Origin of the sequence: Candidatus Filomicrobium marinum (genome assembly GCF_000981545.1) — a bacterium.
Taxonomy (GTDB): Bacteria; Pseudomonadota; Alphaproteobacteria; order Rhizobiales; family Hyphomicrobiaceae; genus Filomicrobium; species Filomicrobium insigne.
Genome location: NZ_LN829119.1, coordinates 1,375,788 through 1,401,841 on the forward strand (window position 1 = coordinate 1,375,788; position 26,054 = coordinate 1,401,841).

The following is a 26,054-nucleotide window of genomic DNA, read 5'->3' on the forward strand; positions in this document are numbered from 1 at the left end:
CCGTGTACGCTCCTCTCACGCTGATCGCATTGTTATTCGAAGCAGCCTGCGGCTACCCGCAATGGCTGTATCGCGCGTTGGGGCACCCTGTCAGTTGGATCGGCCGACTGATAACATGGTGCGAGAGCGTCTGGAATGGGACGCAATATTCATTCGAACAAAGGCGCTTCAACGGGCTAATGGCACTCGTTGTGTGCCTATCAGCAACATTGATTGCGAGCCTCGCATGTGTGCTCATTGCTGACCGGCTTTTACCGCATCCCCTGAATGTCGTCATTGTCGGTATCGTCGCCAGTGCCTTTATCGCGCAACGCAGCCTGTATCAGCACGTCGAAGCTGTTGCCGATGCGCTCGAAAGTGAGGGCATAGAATCCGGCCGCAGAGCTGTTGCGATGATCGTTGGGCGCGATACGACGTCGCTTGATGAGCATGCCGTCAGTCGAGCCGCCATTGAGAGCCTGTCTGAGAATTTTTCCGATGGCATTGTTGCCCCGACCTTCTGGCTCCTTATCGCCGGGCTGCCTGGGGTAGCTGCATACAAGACCATCAATACCGCTGACAGCATGATCGGACATAAGAGCGATCGCTACTTGGCGTTCGGTTGGGCCGCAGCCCGTCTGGACGACATTGTCAACTTACCAGCATCGCGTTTGTCCGGCTTGCTGATCGCCGCTGCTGCGTTTCTTCTTCCGCAGATGAACGGACGCGATGCGTTACAGGCAATCGCCCGCGATGCGGGCCAGCACCGATCGCCGAACGCGGGTTGGCCTGAAGCGGCAATGGCCGGTGCGCTCGGCCTCAAACTTGCGGGACCGAGGATATATGATGGCCTGACAGTCCCTGATCATTGGATGGGACAGGGACGTGCTGAGGCCAACGCGGTCGATATCCGGCGCGCATTGCAAGTCTATCGCATCGCGTGCGTGATACAGGCCGTTGCTATTGCGGTTCTCGCGATTGCTATGAACGTCTGGATTTAGCTAGAACGGGTTGATGTAGTTCATGATCGCCGTCATCCGAAGCATCACGCGTCGTATCACATGCGTGGGCTTGAGACGCTCAGTGAAGATTGCCGCATCGCCAGCGGTGCCTGCCGGCAAGCGTTGTGCTGACTTCGCATCATCAAGTTTAATCAGCACGACGAAGGGATCAGAAAATACCTTCGGGGGGGCAATGGCTTGCCCCGATATTTGGGTCTGACCAGAAGCGATCGCCTGGAGTACAGATTCCACGCGACCTTTAAAGATCTTCCCTGGAAAGAACTTGAAGGTCGCTTCGACGCGCTGCCCAGGTTCAACGAACCGCGCACTGATTTGTTTGATCTCTACGCCGATGAGCGTCTCAGATGTATCGATAAACGCCATCGCGGGAGAGAGCGGTAGGGATGCGACGCGCGCCCCTTTACGAAGCGCGATATTCGTCACGTAGCCATTGGCGGGCGCGCGGACGACCGTCTTATCGAGGTTCCATTTCGCCGCTTCGAGTTGTGCCCGGAGCTGTTTGACTTCAGCCTCACGCTGCTGGACATCGAACAGCCTTCCGGTATCCCGGCTATGCAGCTCGGCCATTTGTTCGTAACGGAGCTGAGCAAACTTGAGTTGTGCATCGAGTGAGTCGACCTGCGTCTGAAACGGGACAGGATCGATGCGAAAAAGGACGTCGTTCGCCTTTAGCGGAACATTGGCCTCGACGGGAACTTCGATAACTTCTCCGGCTACGTCTGGTACAATTGGAACTGAATGCCGTCTGACGAGAAGCGGGCCCGAGGGTGCGGCCCAGCCCATAGGAATGAAGAGGAGAATATTGAGCAGGACAAATACGAGGATCGGAGAAAGTTTCCAGAACAGATTGAACGGAATGATCTTGATCTTGACCAGTATGAAAAGAATGAGAAGGTAGACGAGAACGAGAAATATGATCATCGAGCAGCCTCCCGCTTATAGGGTGCGGGGGCGTCGACAAAGGCCCAGACGAGGGCGAGTGGCCAGAAAACAAAACCACAGATCAGAGTAACCCAACCCGCCACTGCGACACCTTCTGCCCACGGATGATTGCGCTTCTTCGCGATATACCCCGGCGCCATTCCCAAAGCGACAAAGATAGCGATCAATGTGCTGAGTAAGATGATTAGAATGAAAATGGCGAATATATCAATGAAATGCATATATTCCCTCCGGAATTTCGAAGTAGGACGCTTCTTCTCTGACGAATATTGTCGGCGTCATATTCAAGACGCGTGGTGGTACGAGCTGCGCGAGATACTTGCGCAGCCCGTAAAGGGACGTCACCTTGCGCCCATATTCTCTTTCAGTTGAGCTTCGATTTTTGTGAGATTGAAGGATCCCGGTGTCTGGCTTGGGGGATAGTCCTTCATGGTCTGTAGGAATTTGGCGGCGAGACCTTGCAGCGGCACGAGAACGAATGCCCGGTCGAGGAACCAGTCATTGTATATGTTCGCGTTGTGCTGCGCGCGTTCGAATGGATCTCGGCGCAGATTGAACAGCAGCGGAACGCGAAGCTCCGTGAACGGCTCACGCCACACACCGAAGGCCTGCCCGCGGTTCTCCAAGAAAACGGTTTTCCACGCATCATACCGTATCGCGACTACTTGACCGTCGTCGTTGACGTACATGAACTCTTTGCGCGGAGACTCCTCGACCTCTCCGGAGAGGTATCCCAGCATGTCGTAGCCGTCGATGTAGTTCCTGTAGGAACGACCATTGAGTTCGACACCTTGTAAGAGCTTTTCTTTTATAACTGGATCCCCTGCCGCCGCAGCGAAGGTTGGGAGCCAGTCTTCATGCGAGACGATTCCGTTCAGAGTGACGCCGCTTGGAAATTTTCCGGGCCAACGTACGAACGCCGGCACCCGGTAAGCGCCTTCCCAGTTCGAATTCTTCTCACTTCGAAATATCGTAATCGCCGCATCAGGCCATGTATTGAAATGCGGTCCGTTGTCGGTCGAGTAGAACACGATCGTGTTGTCGGCCACGCCAAGTTCGTCGATCAGCTGCAATAGCTCACCAACGTGCCCATCGTGCTCGACCATGCCGTCATGGTATTCGTCGCCGTCGGGACCTGAAATTCCCCGATGCTCCTGCCTTACGTGTGTACGGAAGTGCATACGGGTTCCGTTCCACCATGTGCACCAAGGTTTGCCGTCGTTGTGCTGGCGTTGGATGAAGTCCTTAGCAGCGGCGACGGTCTCATCGTCGACGGTTTCCATGCGCTTTTTGTCGAGGGGCCCCGTGTCTTCTACCTTCTGCGTTCCATCCGGGTTTGCCCATGAATGGATCACTCCGCGTGGGCCGAACTTCTTCCGGAATTCAGGGTCTTTCGGATAGTCCTCGTTCTCTGGCTCCTCCTCGGCGTTGAGGTGATAGAGGTTGCCGAAGAATTCGTCGAAGCCGTGCATAGTTGGCAGGTGTTCGTCGCGGTCACCTTGATGGTTCTTGCCGAACTGGCCGGTGGAGTACCCGAGGCTCTTCAAAACGGTGGCGAAGGTGACATCCGTTTTCTGCCAACCTTCCTTTGCGCCAGGTAAGCCAACTTTCGTCATTCCAGTACGCACCGGCACGTTGCCGCCGATGAAAGCGGCGCGACCAGCTGTACAACTCTGCTGCCCGTAATAGTCGGTGAAGCTAACGCCTTCCTTGGCGATCCGGTCGATGTTGGGAGTCGTGTAGCCCATCATGCCGCGATTGTTGTGGCTGATGTTCCACATGCCGATGTCGTCACCCCAAATAATAAGAATATTCGGCTTGCTATCGTCTGCGGTAGGAGCGGATTCCGGCGCGGCTTGTGCTTTTGCGTCTTGTTGCGACCCGTTCACTGCTGCCAACGCAATGAGCGAAGCTCCCGTCAGCAAGACATTCCTGCGGTTAGGGGTGAATGAATCAGTCGCCGCTTGATTATCGTGGTCCTCAACGTCTTGCATTGTGAAATCCTCGCTATGTCATTGGCTCTCATCCCCTCGTTCCCCGTTCCAGTTTGCTCCTGTTATCTCTAGAGGCGGCTTCGCGCTAAAAGACCGCTGCTTCGCGATCAAAGTTCGGGCCTGAAAAGTTTAGTCATTTGCCTGAAAGGTCGAAGCCTTTCAGATCTTCTATTGTCGCTTCATCGCAGCCATCGCTGCCGCTTTGTGCTGCTCCTCTGCGCTTTGGGTCGACTTTCCTGAGACATCGACGGTGACTTTGAAAATCTTGCCGGTGAATGCGAAGGGCGGCGTATAGAGCTCGGAAACGGGAGATCCCGGATTGCGGCCCACCGAGAGGCCGCCGCCAAGGCCAATAAGGAGCGGAATGGTGACAGGTAACTCGCCTTGGCCGATGAGTGTCTCGTTGGCGAAAAGGCGGCCTTTTCCCGGGGTACCTTTGCCGTGTGCAAGGTCTGGTTTGCCTGTCGGCTCGAATTCGTAACGGAGCGTGAGTTTACCGGTCGGAATGCTTTCGGTTGACGCAATGTCGAATTCTTCCGCACTGACATAATTGTGGACGTAGTGAAGTTTTCCGTCCTTCACGAACAGCGTGTATCCACCGGTATTGCCGCCATGGCAGATGAGCACACCTTCAGCGCCTTCGGAGGGAACGTCCACGTCGGCACTAATAGTGTGCGCACGGTTTAGGACCTTGACGGCGACGTTTTCGGGCACGCTTTGCGTGCCAGGGTAATAGACGTAGGTATCGCGTTCTTTTGTGAGTTGCGGTCGCGGATCTGCAAAACGTGCAGTGCCTCGGCTGTCGAGCGGAAGCACATCATACCGGCCCGCCTCGACGTACCAAAGGGCAATCATCTCGATGAGTTTGGCGCGATGTGTTTCAGCAAGATTGTTCGTCTCTGCCGGATCTTCGGTGAGATTATAAAGTTCCCAGCCCTTGGCATCCAATTCCCGTAGCTTGTCTTCGGTAAGCGTCAGTTCGCCAAAAGACGCCTTGGCCTCCGCAAATGAGTCTCCGGGGAACGGACAGACCGCGCGCCAGCCGTCATGGTAGATAGCGCGGTGAGCGAACATCTCGAAATATTGCGTGTCGTGCTTCGATGCTGCTGCAGCGTCGTTAAACGTATGCGCGAAGCTCACCCCTTCGATTGGGGATTGTGTGACGCCGCGGATGTCTTTTGGAGGCGAGATCTCCAAGGCTTCCAAAACCGTAGGCACCATGTCGATCGCATGTGCAAACTGCGTGCGCACTCCCCCTTTGGGTTCGATGCCTTTTGGCCAGTGCACGAGGAATGCATCTGAGACGCCGCCGCGAAAAGTCTCACGCTTCCATCGCTTGAACGGCGTGTCGCCGGCAAAGGTCCAACCCCAAGCGTAGTGATTGAAATATTTGGGACCGCCGAGTTCGTCGAGCGCCTGCAAATTCTGCTGCAGATCGTCGGGCACGTTATTAAAAAACTTGTTCTCGTTGACTGAGCCGTGGGGCCCGCCTTCGGCGCTCGCACCGTTGTCAGAGATAAGCATGATCAGCGTGTTATCGAGTTCGCCCATCTGCTCTAGAAAGTCTACGAGACGGCCGATATGGTGATCCGTGTGTTCAAGGAAACCCGCGAACACCTCCATCATGCGTGCGTATAGTTTGCGCTCGTCAGCGGGAAGCTGCCCCCAGTCCTGAACATCGGGATCGTGACGGGACAACACCGTGTTCTGCGGAATGACGCCAAGTTCCTTTTGCTTGGCGAAAACCTTCTCTCGATAGGCATCCCAGCCGTCGTCGAACTTTCCTTTGTACTTGTCGGCCCACTCCTTCGGCACCTGATGTGGCGCGTGCTGAGCACCGGTCGCGAGGTAAAGGAAGAATGGTTTCTCGGGGGCGAGTTGCTTGGTATCCGCGATAAATCCTATGGCCTTGTCCACGAGGTCGGGCGTGAGGTGGTAGCCCTCTTCGGGTGTCTTAGGTGGTTCGACTTGCCGGTTGTCGTAGACGAGATCTGGATAGTACTGGCTCGTATCACCACTCAGAAAGCCATAGTAGCGTTCGAAGCCACGACCCAGTGGCCATCGATTGTAAGGTCCGGCGGCACTGATCTGCTCAGCAGGCGTCAGGTGCCATTTGCCGACTGCAAATGTGCTGTAGCCTTGCCCGACGAGCATCTCAGAAAGAAAGCCGTTCTCGAAGGGAATGAGCCCATTGGACCCTGGGTATCCCGTCGAACCCTCAGTAATGCACGCCATGGCATTGGAGTGATGGTTGCGACCTGTCAGGATGCACGACCGAGTGGGAGAGCACAGCGCTGTCGTGTGCATGTTTGTGTAAAGCAGGCCACCCTCTGCGAGCCTGTTGATGTTCGGCGTATTGATCGGCGACCCGTAACAACCGAGTTGGCCAAAGCCGGTATCATCTAGGACGATAAAAAGAACGTTGGGAGAGCCGGGCTTGGCAACGATGGGCGCCGGCCACGCGGGCTGTGACTCATCGATCGTGCGCCCTATACGGCCCGGGAAGGTGGTTCCTGGAGGGTATTCCTTCAACTCGGCATAACCCGCGTTGGGGAATGCAGTCGTCGCGACGGCAGACGCTGCGATAAGGGAACCGCCCAATAGGAGACCGCGCCTGTTTATGCCGGTAGTTTGTAAAGGGTCTCGGTTTTCGGAACTTGCGGGGTGAGAGCGCTTTTGGGTAACCATCTTAAATAACCTCCGAGTTTCTATTCCTCACCCTTTTCCCCAACGTCCTTAGTCCCCTTGATCGCGGATCACGCAGCGAAATCCGACGTGACTCGTCGACGTGTCGACGGGCTCCGGATGGCGTGCCGCAGGCCGGTAGCGGCGACAATAATTTGGCGCACAAAGATGCGAGCCTCCTTTGAGAACTTTCCGAGGAATGTTGATGTGTGGCTGGCACGGATCGAAGCTTTGATCGCGTGAAGGGCCGCGCGGATTTTCAGGAATACAGCAAGCCTTTGGCGCGTCTTCTGGATGTTTTGGGGCAAACCAATCAGTGGTCCACTCCCAAACGTTTCCAATCATGTCGTACAGGCCATATCCATTTGGTGGGTACGATTTGACGGGAGACGTGCGCTCATAGCCATCAAGTTTAAGGTTCTCGTGCGGAAATTCCCCTTGCCAGGTATTGGCCATTTGCCGCCCAGAGGGATTGAGCTCATCGCCCCAGGCAAACTCAGCGCCATCCAGGCCGCCGCGTGCCGCGAACTCCCATTCCGCTTCCGTGGGGAGCGTTTTTCCCACCCACGCGGCGTACGCTTCCGCATCCTGATAGGCCACGTGCACGACGGGATGGTCATCCCGGCCCTTGATCCAACTTCCTCGTCCGTAGGGATGGCGCCAATCGGCTCCGAACCTGAATTCCCACCATTGCCCCCAGTCTCGCAGATCGACGCGTTCGCGCGGGGGGCGGAATACGAGGGAACCAGGCTTGAGCATGTGAGGAAGGGCACCTGGATAGTCTTCGGGGCCTTTTCAGCAACCGTGACGTAGTTTGTGGCTTCGACGAACTTTCGGAATTGGCGATTCGTAACCGGGGTTTCATCTATCCAGAATGCATCAACGGTAACGCGGTGGACCGGTGCCTCTTCGGGATAGTGGTCGTTTGATCCCATAGCGAAGGTGCCGCCGGGGACGAGCTTCATGCCTGCGGTGCGCGATCTGTTCAGTGTTGGATTTTGAACCGAAATTCCGCTGCCACGAGTTGCCACTGTCATGATGGTAACTCCGCGCAATCGGAGAAATGCTCGCGTAGCTCAAATCGCCTGCGCGTAATGAAATAGAGTTTTCGAAATTGACCGAAATTAAATGTATCGGCCGGACGGCATGACCACCAAAACACACGCATTTTCCGTTCTCCAGACTCAACTGGATAGGGTAGCTGCCAGGTCCCGTCTGCTTTATCGCAATGCATGAACTATCAGGCGTAAGGCAGTGGAAGTCAATGAGCTTTCTGTCGTCCGAATAAGGCTCAGACTGGAAATTATTGGAGATTAATTCGGTTAAATATGCGGTGGATATTGCCAAGGAGGCACAATAAAAAGATTAAATTTGGGGTATTATGTTTCTCACTGTTCGGTGGCGGATGGCCGCTTTTGTATGCGTGCAGATTATTTGAGTAAACATCTTAAGGACTCAGTTTTTCCTTCCTTGGCCAATACGTGGCCTGCGGGAAGTGAACGTCTGTAAGTTTGCAAGTTTTAACGCGATCAATCGAACTGCGCGCATTGGGCCACAACGCCGAATAAGATCGGGGAGCAAAAGTTAATGCGAAGGGGAGCGCTATCTCTGGCCGTACTGGGGCTGGGAATAACGGCCGCATGCCAGGATGTTTTGGCCGCAGAGAATGCTACGGGCTTTTACCTCCTCGGCAGCAAGACGGCGATGGCGGGGTTCGTTCCTCCGCCCGGTACGTATATGATCGACATGAACTATCTTTACTCTGGCGACGCCAGCGGGGCGGCAGCCCGTGGTATCGCCCTTAGAGAGACAGGCGCGCTTCTCGCCGCTCAAGCAGACGTGACGGTTGACGCCAACGCCTATATTAACTTGCCCGTCGCTCTTTGGATTGCACCTGAAAAGGTATTTGGCGGCAACGTCGGCTTCGGCATTATGGCCCCCGTCGGCCACAAATCTGTGGACGTTGGAATCGACGCTTTTGCTCAAGTGACACTTCCGAACGGCACCGTCATTAATGCCAATCGCAGTTTGGAGATTGACGACAGCACGACGAAATTTGGAGACCCGGTTCTCAACGCGCTGATCGGCTGGCATGAAGGCAACTGGCATTGGACCGTGGGAGCGCTCCTTAACGTCCCGATTGGGCCGTGGGAGAGTGACAGCATATCCAACATATCATTCAATCGCTGGGGGCTAGATACGACCGGTGCTATAACGTGGCTCGATCCCAAGCTGGGCCACGAAGTGTCTGTTGCCGCCGGCTTCACGTTTAATGGCGAAAACCCAGATACCGACTATAAAACGGGTACGGAATTTCATGTTGAGTGGGCTTTAATCCAACACTTTTCAAAGACATTTACTTTTGGGCTTGCTGGATATCATTACCAGCAATTAACCGGCGATAGTGGTTCGGGGGCCAGGTTTGGTCCGTTTGAAGGCAGGGTCACAGCACTTGGCCCCATCCTCACGTATAGCTTCACCGTCGGAAAAATTCCTGTCAGCACGCAAGTCGAGTGGTTGCACGAATTTGACGCAAAAAACCGATTGGAAGGAAACATGGGCATGATCAATATATCCATGCCGCTATCGGTTCCCCGCGGGCAATAGTTGCGCCGCGCGCGAGACGGCGGGCGATCTCCCATCCCCCCCCAAGGGCCCGCCGTCCCGTGATGCTACCATATTGGACGAATTAGATGTCGAACGCGTCTCCGTCGTCCCAGTCATATTCCGAATCATAATCGGCATCCTGGATCGCGTCGTCGGCGGCCATCTTGTTATCGTGTTCGTTATTGCTCCCAGTCGTTGGCGTGCTGGCTTCTGCAGGCTTGCCGAACAGGCCTCCACTGTCACTGCTGCCGCCAAAAAGGCCTCGGATGCTATCAGCCAGAAGCATGCCGCCGGCCACGCCACCCGCGGTCGAGAGGGCGTTGCTCAAAAAGCTTCCCGATGACCAGCCGGAGCTTTGACGTCGCGCATCATCTGAGCCCGCGCGAACGCGATCAGCGTCAATAGATTGGCGTCTCCCCGCGGTGGGTACTGAGCCACCGTCAAGGGGTGGGGCGGTTCCGAGAAAGCTGCGCGAACTGGCTTCGGCCGTTGCTTGAACGCGCGCGTTTTCGAGTTGCTTAATGCGCTCATCGGCACGTTTCAGCGCTTCCTCCTGGACGAGGACGCTCTGGACCAGAACATAAGCGGCGTTGGGGTTGCGAGCTATTTCGTCGCGTATCAACTGCTCCGCTTCACGGTCGTTTTCCTGGGGCGACGTCGCGGCGATACGATCGAAAAGACCCAAGATGAGATCACGCTCTTCGGCTTTCATTGGTAAACCTCCCAAAATTCACAGATCACATGTGGGGAGCCTAGGGTTCAAGGCAAGTGCCGCCGTGGAAGTGCTCGTTCGTCTGCACCGCGCTGCGCGATGACTTCACGAAAAAGTATAGGCAACTTTTGCCCGTGGTCCACGTTTGCTCGTTGCCGCGGCCATGAGCCGTGGCATGTAGCATCTTCGATATTTCGAGGTTTCCCATGAAAACGTTGTTCGCGTCTGCAGCGCTCGCTCTGCTGGTCGCCGTTGGCACGCCTATCGCTTTGTCAGGTCATGCCCACGCCGCGAGCGGTACAGACTCTAAGTCATCGTCTGCAACGAGCCCGACCAAGAACGGTTCAAAGACTGCAATGGTCAAAAAGGAGCGCAGTGAGGCTTCCATTACTTGCTCAAAGAAAGCAGACGCTAAAGGCCTGCATGGCAAAGCGCGTCAGGATTTCCGCAGAGACTGCATGAAGCAGCATCCAACATCGACCCAGTGAGCTTGCCGCGTGACGGTTCGTGGCAAGCTGCGAGCCGTTACGCTTTGTTTGTTGCCGTGAGCCGATAGCCGAGACCTCGAAGTGTCTCGATCGTAAAGGCGGGATGGTCAACCTTCCGCCTGAGGCGGTGAACATATGTTTCGATGGATTGTGGGCCGGCATCTTCATTCAGCGAAAATACACGCGCTGCAATTTGATCCTTGCTGACGACATTTCCTCGAGCTCTCATGAGGACGTGAAGAACGCTGCGTTCGCGCGGCGTAAGATTGAGCGGTACTCCGTCCACGGATACGTCACCCTGCGTGATATCAATGCGAAGCGGACCAAATTCAGAAGACTCTCTTCCATTGGATAGATCTGGCGCGCGCGCAGATGCCTGTTGAATTCGAATGCGCAATTCATCGGGACGCACAGGGCGTAGAATAAAGTCATCAGCACCCTTCTCTATGGCAGCCACAACGATCTGGATCGTTTCATTGCTTCCGCAGATGAGAACCTGGGTTTTAGGAGAGCGTGCGCGTAAGTCCGGAAGTTTGTCTATGGCTTCTGGAGAGACGGCATCGACATCCCAGATTGTGAGATCGTACTTGTTGGCTTCCAGAGCATCCGCGGCACAGGCGATAGAGCCAACGGAATCGACAGAGACAACCATCGTCTTCAGTAACGCAGCTGTTTGGAAAGCCAGCGGACCGAAATCCTGAATATGAAGAATACGCATCGCTGAGAGTGATTGTCCGCATCATGACTATGTTAGGGAAGCGCGAAGGGCAGCAGAAGGCCGCGCCGTTTAGGACGTCGCTACAAGCACTTATGAAACACTTTTGTGTATCTTTCTTGAAACTCCGTTGTGTTTTGTTTGCCACGTAACTGACAGCGAATTGCGAGCTTCGAAAACTATGGTCCCCCTCGAGGTCGCGCCGACGTGTCTTTAGCGGCGCTTCGTCGGACGCGGCGGTTTCCGTCGGGAATGAAGTCTTCACTCTGGGGGATATGATGAGTTTTCGTGTATTTGGCGCGGCGCTGTTGCTGAGCACCGCTGCTGTAACGTCGAATGCGTTCGCTGCCGATTTGGGCGGTGACTGCTGCGCAGATCTTGAAGAGCGTGTTTCTGAGCTTGAAGCTACGACCGCACGCAAGGGCAACCGCAAGGTCAGCCTCGAGATCTACGGCCAAGTCAATACGGCCGTGATGTTCTGGGACAACGGTAAGGAAAGCAACGCCTACGTTGTCGACAACGACATTTCTTCGACGCGCTTTGGCTTCAAGGGTAAAGCGAAGATCTCGCCGGATTGGTCTGCTGGCTTCAAGATTGAAATCGAGACGCAGTTTGCAGCTTCTAACGAAGTTGATGAAAACAACGACGACGGCCCACAGCAGATCAACCTGCGTAAAGCCGAATGGTATCTGAAATCGAAGACATACGGTCAGGTAGCCGTCGGTCAGGGCAGCTTCGCTTCTGACGGCGCTTCGCACGTAGACCTCTCCGGCACGAACGTCATCGCTCAGTTCGACGACCTCAAGTTCGGCGAAAAGATCGACCCGCGCTCGATCATGTCGGCCGGCGGTCAGGGCGATTACGACGACTACACACGTGGCGGCAGCTACGAATACAACCGCGGCAATCGCGTACGCTATGATACGCCGACCATTGGTGGCTTTGTTGCGTCGGCAGCCTGGGGCGAAGATGATGCTTGGGACGTCGCCCTGCGCTACGCTACGGAAGCAGGAGCGTTCAAGTTTGCTGCTGCTGTTGCGTATGGCCAGTTCACGGACGGCACGGGTAGCCTCAGCAACGACAACGTTTGCGAATCTCCTGCGCAAGGCGGCGAGTGTCAGGAAGCAGAGATCGTAACCGGTTCGGCATCTCTTATTCACACGCCAACCGGCTTGTTCGTCACTGCCGGCGCTGCGCGTCGTGAGTTCGACAACATCGAAACTTTGGGTGCTGCCAACGAAGAGAACACCTGGTGGGGTGTCCGCGCTGGTATCTCGCAGAAGTTCTTCTCGCTCGGTAAGACAGCGCTCTATGGCGAATACCAGCTGCACGAGAACGACAACTTCCGCGGCACGCTCGGCCTGACGTCGGAAGCTGAAATCATCGGCGCAGGTATCGTGCAGAAGATCGATGCGGCGGCAATGGAACTCTACCTCGGCTACCGTCACGTCGAAGTTGACGACAATGATCCCGCCAACTCGTTCGATGATCTTGACGTCGTGACGGCTGGTGCACGCATCAAGTTCTAAGATCAGGTTCTAGGCAACTACTTGGTTCCCCCGAGCCATACTGAAGCCTAGTGGGAAAAGCTGGTCCGGTAATACGGACTAGCTTTTCCTTCGATTCTGCAGGAGAAAAACTCTCCGCTGGCCGCAGACAGAAAGTGCGTCTTGTGACGGCAAGAGAGAGGCTTCTTGTTCTCCGTCAATCGACGAGTGCGACAAATTCTTGTCGGAGACGTGAATTGTCTCGGAAACAGCCGAGCATCCGGCTGGTGATCAAGTCTGAGTCCGGCTTGTGTACTCCCCGCGTTGTCATGCAATGATGCGTCGCCTTGATAATGACGCCGACGCCTCGGGGTTGAAGGACCTCGCTGATCGTATTGGCGATCTGCACCGTCATTCTTTCCTGAATCTGCAGACGCCGCGCGTAGGCGTCTACGACTCTCGCGAGCTTGCTGATGCCAACGACGCGGCCTTCGGGCACATAGGCTACCCAAGCTTTGCCGACGATCGGAGCCAAATGGTGTTCGCAGTGGCTCTCAAACCGTATGCCACGCAACACAATCATTTCATCGTATCCATCTATTTCTTTGAACGTTTTTTGCAGGATCTGTCCCGGATCCTGAGAGTAGCCTGCAAAGTATTGCTCGAACGCACGCGCCAGACGTGCAGGGGTTTCGATCAGGCCGGGCCGATCAGGATCATCACCAGCCCAGCGAATAATGGCTCGAAACGCCGTTTCGGCCGCAGCTCTCTCGGTTTCGCGTGAGGTTGGCAATCGAGAACAGTCGGCAAAAGGGTGCACCAGTGCATCCACGATTATGCTCCTGATTTTAAGGGGTTTCTGACTAGTTGGCCGAGACGTGAATCGAGCCAGTCATGTTGGGGTGATAGGCGCAGAAATAGTCGAATGTGCCTGGTTGATCGAATTGAACCCGCCCGACGTGCCCAACACCTAGGATGACATCCCAACCGCCATTGTTTGCAGTGGCGGTATGCTCAATGAAGTCGTCATTGGCCCACTCGACTGTGTCGCCAACCTGAACGCTGATTTCGGCAGGTTGAAAGGCAAGGTTGCTGATTTTGACTTGGACGAGCTGGCCTGCGAGCGCCATTCCGGCGCCCGCGATTTGCAGCAGAATGACTACTGCCCAACCATGTATGATGACCCGCATCCTAGACCTGCTAATTGAGCTTATCGGCGAGCTGCTCAGCATGATGTTTATGGCCCAAGAAAACCTTGAGCCCCGTCCGTAGCAGGCTCTTGAGTTCAGCATTGCTGGCGGAGGGAATGAGTGTCGTTTCGAGCGCGCCGTTGACCGTTCCGTGGAACGTGACCTCGTTATCGACGTAAGCTCTGTCGAAGGCTGCGCCTGAGAGTTTTGAGAGTTCGGCCCGCTTCTGTTCAGCTTGCTTGACGAGGCTTTTGCTCGTCTCGTTGTCTTCAGGTGTAACGTTGAGCTTCTTGACCAGCGCCAAGGCTTTTTCGTTCACAGCCGTATGATCGCGCACCATGTTGTCGGCGAAAGCGCGCACGGATTCATTCTTGGATTTTTTTAAAGCCAGCTTTGCAGCCTTCACATCGATATCGCCTGCGACGTAGGCGATATGGGCGATCTGGGCATCAGACGGCTTGTCTGCAGCAGAAGCGGATACCGTTGCCGTTGCCATCAGGATGGCGGCGGCCACGCCGCCCGATAGAGACTCATGCATCTTATAATGACCTCCGTGTTGTCGGGCCGCGAACGGCCACTCCTTCTTCACACTGAATTGGATGTCAGCGCGCAGCGGAGGTTCCCAACAATCAGGAGGTAAGATTTAGTTTCGCGACGACCCTCGCCATGACACGCTCACAGCGCTTGCCGGCGAAGGGAAAGATGTCACTGAAAAGCGGACCGATATGATCGGCGAGAGCCGCTTTGAGCATTCTCCTGGCGCGATGCAAACGGGTTTTCACCGTTTCAGGCCGGAGTCCCAAAAACTCGGCAGTTTCTTCTATGCTCATATCCTCAATAACACGAGCAACGAGAACGGAACGAAAATCGACCGGCAGCGTATCGACAGCGCGCTCCAGCAATACGCAAAGCTCCCTTTGGGCTGTGATACGTTCGGGGTCAGCGGGATTCGTTCCAGAGTGCGGGAACGGAAGGACTTGCGCGATCGGGCCGCGTGATTGGGTGACGTCGGCGACAGTAGGCGCGGTCCGACGTCGTAGCCGCTGCAAAGCTTCATTGAGAACGATCCGTGTGAGCCAAGTGGCAAGGCTCGAATCTCCCCGGAAATTGGCGAGCCGGGAGAATGCGCGTAGATAGCTTTCCTGCAGGACATCCTCAGCTTCGCCATCATCGCCCACGATGCTTCTTGCAACTCGGTAAAGACGACGGTTGTTAGCTTGAATTATTGCGCGAACGGCAGCCTCATCCTTCTGCACGGCGCGTTGGATGAGTTCAGATTCCGTAGATCCGTCGTACGTCTCAACTTGCGTCAGAGCCACCCTGAAACCTCCGGTGTATTCGAATGGATATAAATGATTGGATGCAAACGGTTTGGATAGGTTCCCGCTTGGACAGCAAATTCGCAATCGTATGATCATCGGCCGCGTGTTCAAGCTGGATGCAAAGCATGTGCGAGTTGACGACAATGAAATGTCGCGCACTCGCTTTTTGCGCTTTTTACCGCTGCTCGCGACGGCGCACTTTAAAAACTAGAGTTTTTGCGCGGCAAGAGACGCGCTGAATTGAATTGTTTTGCGGAGACCTTTTTCAGTCCGCGTGTTCTGAGCGCAGATTCCGTGTTAGAACAGCTGTATTGTGAACAGCGAGCCCAGATTGCCCATATTTTTCTATGGAAAATGGGAGCAGGATTGCAATCCGCGCCGCGCAGGAAGAAAACACCTCCGCAAGAGACAATTAATTAGGTGAATAGGCAGCCCAATCTCATTGCCAGTGAAAGACGGAAGGATCGTCATGCATCGCTTAGTGGTGGGTTTTGTCGTTTGTTCAATGGTCTCACTCGTATCCGCATCGGCTGAAGAGCCAGGAGATGCCAAAGCCGGACTACAGTATGTGAGAGCGAATTGCGCCGAGTGCCACGAGGTCGAGCGGCATAGCAAGATTGTTCCTGATTTTGAGGCGCCGGGCTTCCCGGAAATTGCGAATATGTCAGGTATGACAGGTCGCGCTTTGGTTGTGGCATTGCAGACGTCGCATAAAAAGATGCCCAACTTTGTATTGCCCGAGAAGGACCGTAATGACGTGGTCGCTTATATCATGAGCCTTCGGTCTTCACGGCCCTGAGCGCTATCAGCAAAGAGAATATCAGCAACCCACGCGGGTATCAGAACATCTTATGAGAGCCAAAAGGCTTACTCGTTTGATATAAACACGAAAATAGGCAATCCTGAACGTGAGGCCGGGCAGGTGAGCCCTGTCGGGAGGCTGGCGCCGGGGGAGATCTTATAGGGGGTCGGCCTCCCCTTCATCACAGTCTGCGAAAGAGAGCTTCCGGATGAATCCGGAAGCTTTCTTTATTCTGCAGCGACGGGATTCTCTTCCGCTGTTTTTTTGCGTTGCGCAGCTTTGCCCAGCCACCGGCAGACGACATAGAAGACTGGTGTGAAAATCAGGCCAAACACGGTTACGCCGATCATTCCGGAGAAGACGGCCGTACCGAGCGCCTGCCGGAGCTCCGCACCGGCACCGGTGGCCCACACCAACGGAACCACACCGAGGATGAACGCGAGCGAGGTCATGACGATCGGACGCATGCGCAGTCGTGCCGCTTCCTTCGCGGCCGTAAAGCGATCTTCGCCTCGTTGTTCCAGCTGAGCGGCGAATTCGACGATGAGAATCGCGTTCTTGGCCGCCAGACCGATCAACACGATAAAACCGACCTGAGTGAGAATGTTGTTGTCCTGCCCACGCATGACGACACCTACGATCGAGGCGATAAGACTCATGGGCACGATAAGGATGACGGCGAGCGGAAGTGTCAGGCTCTCGAACTGAGCGGCCAACACAAGGAAGACAAACACAACGCCAAGCGCGAACGCGAATACGGCAGTGTCACCGGCCTTGATCTGCTGGTAGGCGAGATCCGTCCATTCATAGCTGAAGCCCGGAGGTAGCGTTTCGGCCGCTAGTTTCGCCATGATGTCGAGCGCTTGCCCTTGCGAATACCCCGGAGCCGCCGATCCATCGAGCTCCGCCGCTGGGAACAGATTATATCGCGGCACACGTGACGGCCCCGAGATGTCGGAAACGGTGGTGAAAGACCCCAGCGGAACGGTGTCGCCCCTGTCGTTACGCACACGGATCTTCAAAACGTCCTCGGGGCTGAGGCGGTACGAGCTGTCGGCTTGTGCCGTCACGCGGAAGGTGCGACCGAGAAGGTTGAAGTCATTGACGTACGCCGAGCCCAGATAGGCCTGAAGCGAGCTGAAAACGTCAGAGACGTTGACGCCGAGTAGTTGCGCCTTGGTCCGGTCGATATTGAGATAAAGTTGCGGTGTCGATGTCTCGAACAAAGAGAACACTTGCTGCAGACCGGGTGTCTGTGCAGCTTTGACCATCATGTTCCCGACGACTCCTTGGAGCGCAGCAGGCCCGTTCCCACCACGATCCTGGATCATCATGCGGAAGCCACCCGCATTACCGATACCGCGCACAGGCGGCGGCTGCACCACAAGAACCATGGCTTCTTGTATGACCGAGAACTTCTGAAATAGTGCCGCTTGGATTGCTGCTGCCGATTTGTTTGGATCCTTAGCGCGTTCTTCAAACGGTTCTAAGGTAACGAATACGGCCCCAGCGTTGGAGGCGTTCGTGCGCGTCGCGCCGGAGAAGCCAACGATGTTCACCGCATGCGCCACGCCAGGCACCTCGAGGGCAAGTTCGGCAGCCCTCCGGTTGACGGCGTCCGTACGTGCCAGCGAGGCTGCAGGCGGCAACTGGGTGACGGTGATCAGATAGCCAGCATCGACCTGTGGAATGAAGCCCACAGGCGCCTGTCGGAATTCGTTGAGGCCGAACGCGATTACACCCGCGTAAACGATCAGCATGAGAGCCGACATCCGTACAAACCGGCCGACCATCCACGCATAACCCGACGACAGCTTGTCGAAGCTCCAGTTGAACAGGCGGAAGAATGCATGCACCGGCCACATAAAGAATGGCGGCCGCGCATTATGCGCGTGCGGCTTCAAAAGCATCGCGCAAAGGGCAGGCGATAGCGTTAGAGAGACGACCAGGGAGATGATCGTCGCGCCCGCAATGGTCAGCGCGAACTGTCGGTAGAATTGCCCAGAGATACCTGTGATGAAGGCGGATGGCACAAACACGGCCGAGAGCACGAGCGCAATAGCAACAAGCGCTGTGCCGACTTCATCCATGGTTTTATGGGAGGCTTCGCGCGGGCTCATGCCTGCGGCCATATTGCGTTCAACGTTCTCGACCACGACGATGGCGTCATCGACGACGATGCCGATGGCCAGAACTAGACCGAACAGCGATAGGTTATTCAGCGAGAAGCCGAACAGATCCATGAAAAAGAACGTGCCGATCAGCGAGATTGGGATAGCCACAATCGGGATGATGGCAGCCCGCCAAGTCTGTAGGAACAGCACCACGACGAGCACAACGAGGATCACCGCTTCGATGATCGTCATGACGACGGCGTCGACGGACTGCTGAATGAATTCGGTCGGGTTATAGATGATGGTGTGTTTCAGGCCGGGCGGAAAACTTTTCGCCAACTCGTCCATCGTCGCGATGAGCGTTTCAGATGTCTCGAGCGCGTTTGAGCCAGGCCGCTGGAAAATACCGAGACCGACTGCCGGATCAGAATCGAGATACGAGTTCACGCCGTAGTCGAGCGCCGCCAGTTCAACGCGGGCGACATCCTTCACGCGCACAACCGCGTCTTCACTCTGCTTGACGACAATATTTCCGAATGCCTCGGGGTCCGCGAGACGGCCGAGCGTCTGCACCGAGATCTGGAAGGCTTGTTGCTCTTTGATCGGCGGCTGGTTCAGGACACCCGCCGCGACCTGCACGTTCTGCCGTTGCAATGCCGAAATCACGTCGCCGGCCGTCAGCGCCAAAGTCTGAAGACGGTCAGGGTCAAGCCAGACGCGCATCGAGTAGTCGCGGCCGCCGAAGACCACAACGGACCCGACGCCTTGAATGCGGCTCAGCACATCGGTAATGCTGATGCTCGCATAATTAGAGATGAAGAGACCATCACGCGACTGATCAGGTGAGTAGAGGTGGATCACCATCATCAAGTCGGGCGAGGCCTTGTTGACGGTCACGCCAATGTTTCGCACGTCGGAAGGAAGACGTGGAGTCGCCGTGGCTACACGGTTTTGCACTTGAACCTGAGCCGTATCTAGATCCGTGCCTAGATCGAACGTCACAGAGATCGTGAACTTGCCGTCGGCCGTCGAGTTTGACGACACGTACAGCATGTGTTCGACGCCATTGATCTGCTGCTCAAGAGGCGCGACGACCGTCGAAGCCACCACTTCTGCACTGGCACCGGGATACTGACCAGTCACGGTAATGACCGGCGGCGCGATTTCTGGATATTGTGCGATGGGCAGACGCCCGACCGAAACAGCACCAAGAATGATGAAAACAATCGAAACGACCGATGCAAAGATCGGTCGTTCGATGAAGAAGTGTGAAAGCCGCATGCGAAGGGCCTGTTAGTTTACGGTTGCGTCCTGTGCGGAGGCAGAAGCTTGCGATGCCTCTTGCGGTGTAACCTTGGAGCCTGGGCGTACACGCATCAGCCCTTTGACGATGACCCGATCTTCGGGGGACAGGCCCTCTGTAATCACTCTCATGTCGTCGATCAGCGCGCCAAGCTTCACGTACTTGGGATGTGCGACATTCTCCTTGTCGACCGCCATGACGTATTTGCGGACTTGCTCCGTACCGATAGAGGTATCCGGCACCAGCAAAGCTTCCGCAGGTTCACGCGCTGCCAATTCAATGCGGCCGAACATGCCTGGCGTCAGTTTGCCATCGGGATTGGGAAAGTCTGCGCGGGCCCGGATAGTGCCAGACGAGCGTTCAATGACATTGTCCACGAAGTTCATCGTGCCTTCGTGTGTATAGTTGTCTTCGTCGATCAGCTTAAGCCGCACGCCGAAGTTTAATTCGCGGCTCTTCGGATCAGAGCCCTTTTCCGCGTGCCGCAGATAGCGAAGATACGACGCCTCATCGAGCGTGAATTCGAAGCGGATCGGATCAACTGACGCGATCGTGGCCAGCAGCGTCGTATTGCCGGACGTACCGCCACTGACGAGATTGCCAACGGACACCCGCCGGTCACCGATACGACCGGAAACCGGGGATTTCAGGTTGGTGAATTCGAGGTCCAGTTCCGCTTGACGAATAGCGGCTTTCTGCGCCACCACGGTTGCTTCCGCGGCACGCTCGCCTTGGATCCGCTCGTCCAGCGTCTGCTGCGTAATCGTCGTTCCTTCAACGAGTCTCTTGGCGCGCTTCAGGTTGGACTTTGCGAATTCCAGATTGGCCTCCGCCTGCACTAACGACGCGCGTTGCTGATCAAGAACCGCTTGGAAGGTTCGCGGATCGATGGTGAACAGTGGATCGCCCTTCCGGACAATCTGCCCGTCCTCGAAATGGATAGCGTCCAGATAGCCGGAGACCCGCGCACGGATTTCGACAAAATCGACAGCCACAAACCGCCCGACATACTCGTCGTGATCGGCGACGAGCTTCTTGAGAGGCTTAGAGACGGTCACCTGAGGCGGCGGTGGCGGAGACGACTTCCCTTGCGCTTTCAGCCCACTGTCACCGCATGCTGCGAGAAGGGAACCGAGAGCTGAGAATGCGACGAGGACGCGCCCCAAGTTTCCAACCGACATGGGATTCTCCAGAAACAAAAAAATTCGATCACTAAATTTAGCGCGTTCCCCGGCAGCTCCAGCGACAGCTATTTGTTGCAGTGCGAGAAAACGGGGTGTCTAAGACGAAGGACTCATGTTAAGCGGTACTGACTAGTAACACCTGCTGCGGCAGGTTACTTAACCGTAACATTTTCAAGATGCAATAGGTCTAGAGCTGAACATTTCGAGATCGAGTGCCGAAGCCACACGTCCACCTCCGCGGGAACGGATCATCTTGGCTGTCCGTGACCTATTTTACCGACTAGGCATTAATGCCGTCAGCGTCGATGCGATCGTGGAAGCGGCTGAAACGAATAAAATGACGTTTTACAGGCACTTCAAGTCGAAGGACCACGTCATCGCAGAGTATCTGAGAAGCCTTTCAAGCGAAGGCGACGCCGTGTGGGACGCCTTGGCGACGGAATATGCTGATGATGCGAATAAGCAGCTGGAAGGTTGGCTGGCGTACGTTGAACAAATCGTGAGCAGCATGGATGAACGCGGCTGCGCGCTGGCCAATGCCGCCGTTGAGTTGCCGCCAGTTCACGAGGGGCGTTCCATTATCGAGGCTTATAAAGCCCGCAAACGCGATCACCTCGTTAATCTGTTCAGACAGGCCGGGTATTCAGCGCCAGAGGTTTTGGCCGACGAGGTGTTTTTGGTGTTTGAGGGGGCCCGGATCAACATTCAGTGTGGCGGTCGCGGTGGTCCGGCAACGCGCGTCGTGGCGACGCTGCGAGCTTTGCTCGCAAGCGCGCCGCGCACCACCATCACGACTTCCGGCGTGGCACCACCATCATCGAAGTGAAGATCTGAAGCACATCTCCGTGTTGATTGCGCGTTTCCGTGCGGATTGAGATCCAACCGCGATCCGGGCGCGATTTCGAGGGGCGCACATCAACAACTTCGCCATGGGCTGTAAGAACGTCGCCGGCGCGCGTCGGTCTTGGCCATTTGACGTTCGCTTCCGATCCGATCATGCCCCCTGCGAGAGGAATTCCGCTTTCGACAAGAAGACGCATTGTGATCGCCGCCGTATGCCACCCGCTTGCCGCCAGCCCTTTGAACAACGAATCTTGCGCGGCGTCTGGATCGACGTGAAACGGCTGCGGATCAAATTGCTTGGCGAAGGAGATGATCTGAGCTTCATCTAATGAGTGAGAACCCGTTGAGAATTTCTGGCCGACAGAAATGTCCTCGAAATAAAGGCGGTGGTCTTGATCCAAAATTGCGAACTCCCGTGTCACACGTCGTCAGAAGAACGGCGTGCCTGATATGCGGGGCAATATCTAGGACCTGAGAGATGGCGCCAAAACCCCGACATTTGCCGCATGCCCGCACACCGTAATAGCAAGGTGTGTACGAAGTAACGCATGGCAATGCATAGCTCACATGCGTAAGGGGATAGCAAAGGATATTGCCGGTTCGCCAAGCAACGGGCCGAGCGCTTAATAAGACCTGTGTGTGCGAGGAGAGGAACTGATCATGCGCATTCTGATCGTTGGAGCGGGCGCTGTCGGCGGCTACTTCGGAGGCAAATTGCTAGAAGCGGGGCGCGACGTCACGTTTCTGGTGCGCCCCGGACGTGCTGCCGCTTTGAAGGAAACAGGTCTGAACATTAAGAGCCCGCTAGGCGATGCTGCGTTGGGTGTGCCGCCGATGGTGCAGTCGCAAGAGCTGAACGAGCCGTTCGATCTCATCATTCTGAGCTGCAAAGCTTATGACCTCGAATCCGCCATTTCTGGGTTCTCAGCCGGTGTCGGCCCGCAATCAGCGATCCTCCCGTTGCTCAATGGAATGCGGCACATTTCGGTTTTGCAGGAACGTTTCGGTCAGGGTGCCGTCCTCGGTGGTCAGTGCGTGATTTCGACGACGCTCGATGAAGTCGGAACCATCCATCATCTCAATACCAAGAACCATCTCACCTTCGGCGAAGTCGACGGCAATACGACGAAACGCGTTGAAGAGATCACTGCCACGCTCAGCGATGCGGGCTTCGCTGTTCGTGCCAGCAGCAAGATCATGCTGGAGATGTGGGAGAAGTGGGTGATCCTGGCTTCACTTGCCGGCAGCACATGCCTAATGCGCGCCTCGGTGGGTGAAATCAACGCGGCGCCGGGCGGTGCAGAGTTTGCACTAAGCCTTGTTGAGGAATGCCGTAGTGTCGCGAAGGCGGCGGGCTACGAACCACGCCCAGCGGCGTTAGAGGCTACGCGCGCTCTCGTTACAGAGAAGGGCTCGCCGATGACAGCATCCATGTTCCGCGACATCGAGCATGGATCGCGCATCGAAGCCGATCAGATCATAGGCGACTTGTTGGCGCGCGCTGATGCCGCGGGTCTCGATAGCCCGGTTCTGCGCGTCATCTATTGCCATCTCAAAGCCTACGAGGCACGACACGGATACTAGATAGCCGCGTGGATCGGCATGGCATCTAGCAATCAGATCGCCAAGGCACGTTGTGTGCGGCAGAAGGCCGATCCGGACGACATCATTCGGATCATGATGAAACGAGCAAAGGGAACGCAATAATGATCAACTCAACGATGACGCTGGGCTCGTCCGCTCTCCGTCGCGGGGCTTTCGCCGTCGCGCTAGTCGCTGGCCTGGCGTTCTCAGGATCAACGTTTGCAGACGATCTGTCTTCTATGATCAAAGCTGGAAACTCGAAGTGGGACGCGGCCTTTAATAGCGGAGACGCCGCGGCCGTCGCGAAGCTTTACGCCGAAGACGCTCAGGTGCTTCCCCCCGGACAATCCCCAGTCAACGGCGCGGAAGGAATTGAAAAGTTCTTCGCGGGCGTCATTGGTGCGGGCTATACCGATCACAAAATTGAAACGCTTAAAGTGACTGAGTCGGGAAACTTGCGTGTTCAAACTGGCCGTTGGCAGGCGATGGGCCCGGCCGACGAAGGCGGCAAGCGCAAAGCCGCTGAGGGCTCTATCGTAACGGTTCACGAAAAACAGAATGACGGAACATGGAAGATGCAGGTCCATATTTTCAACTAACAGGGCCCGCAATAGCCGATCATAAGAGACGTCGCATAAGCGTCTCTCCATCGAACAAGATACGCGCTCGCAAGTCGGGCGCGTATTTTCTTTTCCGTCAATCTAAAATGGAAACAGCGTTGTCGGCACCTCAAATGTGCGGAACCCGTGCGAAACCTTTGCCGACAATTGGCCCGGTGGGTTTGCCGGTTGGAGATCCACCTTCAGGCTCAATGGTGATCTCATAGAGCTGATCTGCTTTTGGTTCGGGAAGCGCTGGCCCCTTCAGAACAACGTCTCCCAGACGGTTCAGCAGTCCCATTGAAACGGGGCCAGTGTCCTTATCTGGAAGCGTCCAGACCTCAAGCGTTTTGCCGGACGGGATGTCTATCGGCCCGAGGGGCAGGATGCGGATACGCTGATTATCTAACGCTTCGACAATGGAAACTGGTTGCGCTTTTGAGTCGAGCAATACGACAATCAGCTTCGGCTGCATGGGTGCCATGAATTGCCATGCGGCGACCGCGATCAAACACGCAGCGACACCTGCGGCCGCGAAACCTTTCCAGAATGATGACCGCGATTGACGCGACAGAGCGGAGACCTCAGCTGGCTTCCGTCGCGCCCGGGCCTCTTTGAGCCCCACGACGTTGTCCTCTCCGCTATCGATCGTCTGAACAATTCGGTCCCAGAGCGACGGGGACACGGGTGCTTCGGGAGCCGCGAGATCAAGTTCGAGAAAACGCATTCGTGCGGCCGCGACTGCAGCGCGAACGGTAGGGTCGGTCGCTATGCGCGCCTCGAATTCACGCCGCTCGCCGTCGTCCATCACACCGAGGACGAATTCGCCCGCGAGAACATCGATATCGTATGATCCATTGGCTGAATTGGTCATGACATGCAGTCCTTCAGCGCCGTCAGCCCGCGCCTTACCCACGACTTTGCTGTGCCGAGAGGCACACCAAGGACGCCGGCTATTTCGCCGTGAGAACATCCCGCGACGTAAGATAAAAGCACGCTATCGCGCTTTTCTTGCTCCATTCCCTCAAGGCAGCGCCGCAATCGGCTGCTTGAGTCCAGCTGCACGAAAGCGTCGTCAATGACGGCGCTCCGGTCCGTGAAGGCAGCAAGCGTAGCGGGGTCCATCAGGTCAATCCGGCCGCCGTCGCGGACAGCATTGAGCGCCCGATTGCGAACAATCGTATAGATCCAACCACGTGCCGATCCGAGTTCGGGATCGAAGCTTCCCGCTTTCGTCCAAATCTGTACGAAAGCGTCGTGCACGATATCCTCGGCCAGCTCTCGGCGGCGCACGATGCGTTGCGCCACGCTCACGAGACGAGCCGCCTCCACGTCATAGAGCCGTTTCAACGCCTCTCGGTCACCCCTGGAACAGGCGTCGAGAGCTTCGACGTAATCGAACATTCCTTACGCCTTCTCGCGCTTCAATTCCTAAGAGCTGATCTCGGTATGACTACACCGAGACATGCAGTTTGGATGCAATCTCTCACCGAAGCAAAATTATTTTACAGCCCCTGCATCCAAGCGGACTCCCTGGCGTGTTCCACATATGCCGGCGGCGAATTCGCATATCCCCCTTGCGAAAAGTGGCACCGTCCATCGCCTGCCGGCACCGCGCAATTTTTGGAATCACCAGGGAGTTACAACATGAAGTTTGCGAAAGCTTTGTTTGCCGCAAGTCTAAGCGTTGCCGTGACAGCGACGGCGGCACACGCCCAGATGGCTGTCGGTCTCGTCGGGGATAATACCCTTGTTATGATTGACGGGAGCAAGCCGGCGGCCACCAAAACCATGAAAGTGGAAGGTGTCGGGAAGCTTCTGGGTATCGATGTGCGGCCATCGAACAAAATGCTTTACGCCATCAATTCGGATGGCGATGTGCTCACGATCGATACGGAGACCGGCAAGGCGACCAAAGGTGCAAAGCTTTCAGCCATGATCCCGGAGGGCACAGAAGCGATCGTCGACTTCAACCCCAAGGCCGACAAATTGCGTTTCATGGGCACGGATGGAACGAACCTCCGGGCGGATGTCGAAACCGGCAAGACCGTAAAAGACGGCAACTTGGCATTCGAGTCCGATGATATGCATGCCGGCGAGAAGCCTGCCATCGTCGCCGCCGCCTACACGAACTCCCACGGTAAGCCGGAAACGACCAAGATGTACGACATCGATGCGACGATTGTGGCCCTTATTCAGCAGACTAAGCCAAACGATGGCACGCTGAAAGCTATCGGCAAGCTCGGCATCGACGCCGCGAAAACATACGCGTTCGACGTCCATACCACGGCGGACGGCACAAACACCGCTTGGCTGGTTGCCGACAACACGCTTTATACGGTTGCGCTCGATAGCGGTAAGGCCACCAAGGTCGGTGAAATCTCAGGTGTAGACGGCGCAATTCGCGACGTCACCGTTCTCCCAGCATCATAAGAGGTGCAGCGGGGCTGCCGTCGGCGAGTGGACAAACCTCCGGCCTCCC

The 26,054-nt window shown here is 56.0% G+C and carries 25 protein-coding genes and 1 pseudogene; 10 read left to right on the forward strand and 16 right to left on the reverse strand.

From position 1 onward, the window contains the following. The first annotated feature begins 2 nt into the window (after positions 1-2). The gene (cbiB, locus tag YBN1229_RS06605; RefSeq protein WP_046477497.1) at positions 3-980 is read left to right on the forward strand and encodes an adenosylcobinamide-phosphate synthase CbiB; all 978 of its coding nucleotides are present in this window, start codon (positions 3-5) and stop codon (positions 978-980) included. Here the strand turns inward: cbiB and YBN1229_RS06610 are convergent, their stop codons facing one another. From YBN1229_RS06610 to YBN1229_RS06630, 5 genes and pseudogenes are all read right to left on the reverse strand, one after another. Next, positions 981-1,922, reverse strand: coding sequence for an HlyD family secretion protein (locus YBN1229_RS06610; RefSeq protein ID WP_046477499.1), 942 nt, complete (start codon positions 1,920-1,922; stop codon positions 981-983). Next, positions 1,919-2,164 (reverse strand): DUF3302 domain-containing protein, encoded by a 246-nt coding sequence (locus YBN1229_RS06615; RefSeq protein ID WP_046477501.1) that lies wholly within the window; start codon positions 2,162-2,164, stop codon positions 1,919-1,921. The genes YBN1229_RS06610 and YBN1229_RS06615 overlap by 4 nt, the downstream gene beginning before the upstream one ends. 120 nt (positions 2,165-2,284) lie before the next feature. Further along, positions 2,285-3,937 (reverse strand): arylsulfatase, encoded by a 1,653-nt coding sequence (locus YBN1229_RS06620; protein ID WP_046477503.1) that lies wholly within the window; start codon positions 3,935-3,937, stop codon positions 2,285-2,287. Positions 3,938-4,105: 168 nt separating this feature from the next. Beyond that, positions 4,106-6,538 carry an arylsulfatase gene (locus YBN1229_RS06625; RefSeq protein WP_197540888.1) on the reverse strand — a complete coding sequence of 811 codons (2,433 nt, stop codon included), beginning with the start codon at positions 6,536-6,538 and terminating at the stop codon, positions 4,106-4,108. Positions 6,539-6,673: 135 nt separating this feature from the next. Further along, a pseudogene (locus YBN1229_RS06630) lies at positions 6,674-7,587 on the reverse strand (formylglycine-generating enzyme family protein). Positions 7,588-8,209: 622 nt separating this feature from the next. Here YBN1229_RS06630 and YBN1229_RS06635 point away from each other — a divergent pair. Continuing rightward, positions 8,210-9,229, forward strand: a complete 1,020-nt coding sequence (locus tag YBN1229_RS06635; RefSeq protein WP_046477505.1) for a SphA family protein — start codon at positions 8,210-8,212, stop codon at positions 9,227-9,229. A gap of 82 nt (positions 9,230-9,311) precedes the next feature. Here the strand turns inward: YBN1229_RS06635 and YBN1229_RS06640 are convergent, their stop codons facing one another. Continuing rightward, positions 9,312-9,941: a DUF2076 domain-containing protein gene (locus YBN1229_RS06640; protein ID WP_046477507.1), complete on the reverse strand. Its 630-nt coding sequence runs from the start codon at positions 9,939-9,941 to the stop codon at positions 9,312-9,314. 206 nt (positions 9,942-10,147) lie between these two features. Between YBN1229_RS06640 and YBN1229_RS06645 the strand changes: the two genes are divergently transcribed. After that, complete coding sequence (locus tag YBN1229_RS06645) at positions 10,148-10,429, forward strand: PsiF family protein (RefSeq protein WP_046477509.1); 282 nt, start codon at positions 10,148-10,150, stop codon at positions 10,427-10,429. Positions 10,430-10,466: 37 nt separating this feature from the next. On the opposite strand, the gene YBN1229_RS06650 is transcribed toward YBN1229_RS06645, so the two are convergent. Continuing rightward, positions 10,467-11,147 (reverse strand): response regulator transcription factor, encoded by a 681-nt coding sequence (locus tag YBN1229_RS06650; RefSeq protein WP_046477510.1) that lies wholly within the window; start codon positions 11,145-11,147, stop codon positions 10,467-10,469. Positions 11,148-11,419: 272 nt separating this feature from the next. Here YBN1229_RS06650 and YBN1229_RS06655 point away from each other — a divergent pair, with 272 nt between their 5' ends. Further along, positions 11,420-12,673, forward strand: a complete 1,254-nt coding sequence (locus tag YBN1229_RS06655) for a porin (protein ID WP_046477511.1) — start codon at positions 11,420-11,422, stop codon at positions 12,671-12,673. Positions 12,674-12,848: 175 nt separating this feature from the next. Here the strand turns inward: YBN1229_RS06655 and folE are convergent, their stop codons facing one another. From folE to YBN1229_RS06675, 4 genes are all read right to left on the reverse strand, one after another. Further along, positions 12,849-13,454, reverse strand: a complete 606-nt coding sequence (folE, locus tag YBN1229_RS06660; RefSeq protein ID WP_046480077.1) for a GTP cyclohydrolase I FolE — start codon at positions 13,452-13,454, stop codon at positions 12,849-12,851. A gap of 40 nt (positions 13,455-13,494) precedes the next feature. Further along, a complete protein-coding gene (locus YBN1229_RS06665; protein ID WP_046477513.1) occupies positions 13,495-13,821 on the reverse strand; it encodes a cupredoxin domain-containing protein in 327 nt (108 codons plus the stop codon). A gap of 10 nt (positions 13,822-13,831) precedes the next feature. After that, positions 13,832-14,317 carry a DUF4142 domain-containing protein gene (locus YBN1229_RS06670; protein ID WP_425284145.1) on the reverse strand — a complete coding sequence of 162 codons (486 nt, stop codon included), beginning with the start codon at positions 14,315-14,317 and terminating at the stop codon, positions 13,832-13,834. A gap of 133 nt (positions 14,318-14,450) precedes the next feature. Continuing rightward, the gene (locus YBN1229_RS06675) at positions 14,451-15,140 is read right to left on the reverse strand and encodes an RNA polymerase sigma factor (protein WP_244465029.1); all 690 of its coding nucleotides are present in this window, start codon (positions 15,138-15,140) and stop codon (positions 14,451-14,453) included. 37 nt (positions 15,141-15,177) lie between these two features. Between YBN1229_RS06675 and YBN1229_RS18960 the strand changes: the two genes are divergently transcribed. Then, on the forward strand, positions 15,178-15,354 hold the full coding sequence (locus YBN1229_RS18960) for a hypothetical protein (RefSeq protein WP_162488587.1): 177 nt from the start codon (positions 15,178-15,180) through the stop codon (positions 15,352-15,354). A gap of 258 nt (positions 15,355-15,612) precedes the next feature. After that, entirely contained in the window at positions 15,613-15,942 is a 330-nt protein-coding gene (locus tag YBN1229_RS06680; protein WP_046477515.1) for a c-type cytochrome, read from the forward strand. Between the two features lie 230 nt (positions 15,943-16,172). Here YBN1229_RS06680 and YBN1229_RS06685 read toward each other — a convergent pair whose 3' ends face one another. Next, on the reverse strand, positions 16,173-19,340 hold the full coding sequence (locus YBN1229_RS06685) for an efflux RND transporter permease subunit (RefSeq protein ID WP_046477517.1): 3,168 nt from the start codon (positions 19,338-19,340) through the stop codon (positions 16,173-16,175). A 12-nt stretch (positions 19,341-19,352) separates the two neighbouring features. Further along, complete coding sequence (locus YBN1229_RS06690) at positions 19,353-20,543, reverse strand: efflux RND transporter periplasmic adaptor subunit (protein WP_046477518.1); 1,191 nt, start codon at positions 20,541-20,543, stop codon at positions 19,353-19,355. Between the two features lie 256 nt (positions 20,544-20,799). Here YBN1229_RS06690 and YBN1229_RS06695 point away from each other — a divergent pair, with 256 nt between their 5' ends. Next, on the forward strand, positions 20,800-21,372 hold the full coding sequence (locus YBN1229_RS06695) for a TetR/AcrR family transcriptional regulator (RefSeq protein WP_244465030.1): 573 nt from the start codon (positions 20,800-20,802) through the stop codon (positions 21,370-21,372). On the opposite strand, the gene YBN1229_RS06700 is transcribed toward YBN1229_RS06695, so the two are convergent. Continuing rightward, positions 21,335-21,790: a MaoC family dehydratase gene (locus YBN1229_RS06700; RefSeq protein WP_244465031.1), complete on the reverse strand. Its 456-nt coding sequence runs from the start codon at positions 21,788-21,790 to the stop codon at positions 21,335-21,337. The genes YBN1229_RS06695 and YBN1229_RS06700 overlap by 38 nt on opposite strands. A gap of 259 nt (positions 21,791-22,049) precedes the next feature. Between YBN1229_RS06700 and panE the strand changes: the two genes are divergently transcribed. Beyond that, positions 22,050-22,973 (forward strand): 2-dehydropantoate 2-reductase, encoded by a 924-nt coding sequence (gene panE, locus YBN1229_RS06705; RefSeq protein ID WP_046477522.1) that lies wholly within the window; start codon positions 22,050-22,052, stop codon positions 22,971-22,973. Between the two features lie 122 nt (positions 22,974-23,095). Next, complete coding sequence (locus YBN1229_RS06710; protein WP_052743754.1) at positions 23,096-23,572, forward strand: YybH family protein; 477 nt, start codon at positions 23,096-23,098, stop codon at positions 23,570-23,572. A 130-nt stretch (positions 23,573-23,702) separates the two neighbouring features. On the opposite strand, the gene YBN1229_RS06715 is transcribed toward YBN1229_RS06710, so the two are convergent. Together YBN1229_RS06715 and YBN1229_RS06720 are read right to left on the reverse strand one after the other, a co-directional pair. Further along, positions 23,703-24,446 (reverse strand): anti-sigma factor, encoded by a 744-nt coding sequence (locus YBN1229_RS06715; RefSeq protein ID WP_046477524.1) that lies wholly within the window; start codon positions 24,444-24,446, stop codon positions 23,703-23,705. Continuing rightward, positions 24,443-24,976, reverse strand: a complete 534-nt coding sequence (locus tag YBN1229_RS06720; protein WP_046477527.1) for a sigma-70 family RNA polymerase sigma factor — start codon at positions 24,974-24,976, stop codon at positions 24,443-24,445. Before YBN1229_RS06720 ends, YBN1229_RS06715 begins: the two co-directional genes overlap by 4 nt. 243 nt (positions 24,977-25,219) lie before the next feature. Here YBN1229_RS06720 and YBN1229_RS06725 point away from each other — a divergent pair, with 243 nt between their 5' ends. Next, the gene (locus YBN1229_RS06725) at positions 25,220-26,005 is read left to right on the forward strand and encodes a DUF4394 domain-containing protein (protein ID WP_046480081.1); all 786 of its coding nucleotides are present in this window, start codon (positions 25,220-25,222) and stop codon (positions 26,003-26,005) included. Positions 26,006-26,054 lie beyond the last annotated feature (49 nt).

Excerpts from the sequence above, each read along its gene's own strand:
- YBN1229_RS06615 (WP_046477501.1), bottom strand. The coding sequence starts at position 2,164 with ATGCATTTCATTGATATATTCGCCATTTTCATTCTAATCATCTTACTC.
- YBN1229_RS06620 (WP_046477503.1), bottom strand. The coding sequence starts at position 3,937 with ATGCAAGACGTTGAGGACCACGATAATCAAGCGGCGACTGATTCATTC.
- YBN1229_RS06715 (WP_046477524.1), bottom strand. The coding sequence starts at position 24,446 with ATGACCAATTCAGCCAATGGATCATACGATATCGATGTTCTCGCGGGC.
- YBN1229_RS06645 (WP_046477509.1), top strand. The coding sequence starts at position 10,148 with ATGAAAACGTTGTTCGCGTCTGCAGCGCTCGCTCTGCTGGTCGCCGTT.
- YBN1229_RS06640 (WP_046477507.1), bottom strand. The coding sequence starts at position 9,941 with ATGAAAGCCGAAGAGCGTGATCTCATCTTGGGTCTTTTCGATCGTATC.
- YBN1229_RS06635 (WP_046477505.1), top strand. The coding sequence starts at position 8,210 with ATGCGAAGGGGAGCGCTATCTCTGGCCGTACTGGGGCTGGGAATAACG.
- YBN1229_RS06690 (WP_046477518.1), bottom strand. The coding sequence starts at position 20,543 with ATGTCGGTTGGAAACTTGGGGCGCGTCCTCGTCGCATTCTCAGCTCTC.
- YBN1229_RS06670 (WP_425284145.1), bottom strand. The coding sequence starts at position 14,317 with ATGGCAACGGCAACGGTATCCGCTTCTGCTGCAGACAAGCCGTCTGAT.
- YBN1229_RS06650 (WP_046477510.1), bottom strand. The coding sequence starts at position 11,147 with ATGCGTATTCTTCATATTCAGGATTTCGGTCCGCTGGCTTTCCAAACA.
- YBN1229_RS06710 (WP_052743754.1), top strand. The coding sequence starts at position 23,096 with ATGATCAACTCAACGATGACGCTGGGCTCGTCCGCTCTCCGTCGCGGG.
- YBN1229_RS06680 (WP_046477515.1), top strand. The coding sequence starts at position 15,613 with ATGCATCGCTTAGTGGTGGGTTTTGTCGTTTGTTCAATGGTCTCACTC.
- panE (WP_046477522.1), top strand. The coding sequence starts at position 22,050 with ATGCGCATTCTGATCGTTGGAGCGGGCGCTGTCGGCGGCTACTTCGGA.
- YBN1229_RS06725 (WP_046480081.1), top strand. The coding sequence starts at position 25,220 with ATGAAGTTTGCGAAAGCTTTGTTTGCCGCAAGTCTAAGCGTTGCCGTG.
- YBN1229_RS06655 (WP_046477511.1), top strand. The coding sequence starts at position 11,420 with ATGATGAGTTTTCGTGTATTTGGCGCGGCGCTGTTGCTGAGCACCGCT.
- YBN1229_RS06665 (WP_046477513.1), bottom strand. The coding sequence starts at position 13,821 with ATGCGGGTCATCATACATGGTTGGGCAGTAGTCATTCTGCTGCAAATC.
- YBN1229_RS06720 (WP_046477527.1), bottom strand. The coding sequence starts at position 24,976 with ATGTTCGATTACGTCGAAGCTCTCGACGCCTGTTCCAGGGGTGACCGA.
- YBN1229_RS06610 (WP_046477499.1), bottom strand. The coding sequence starts at position 1,922 with ATGATCATATTTCTCGTTCTCGTCTACCTTCTCATTCTTTTCATACTG.
- YBN1229_RS06685 (WP_046477517.1), bottom strand. The coding sequence starts at position 19,340 with ATGCGGCTTTCACACTTCTTCATCGAACGACCGATCTTTGCATCGGTC.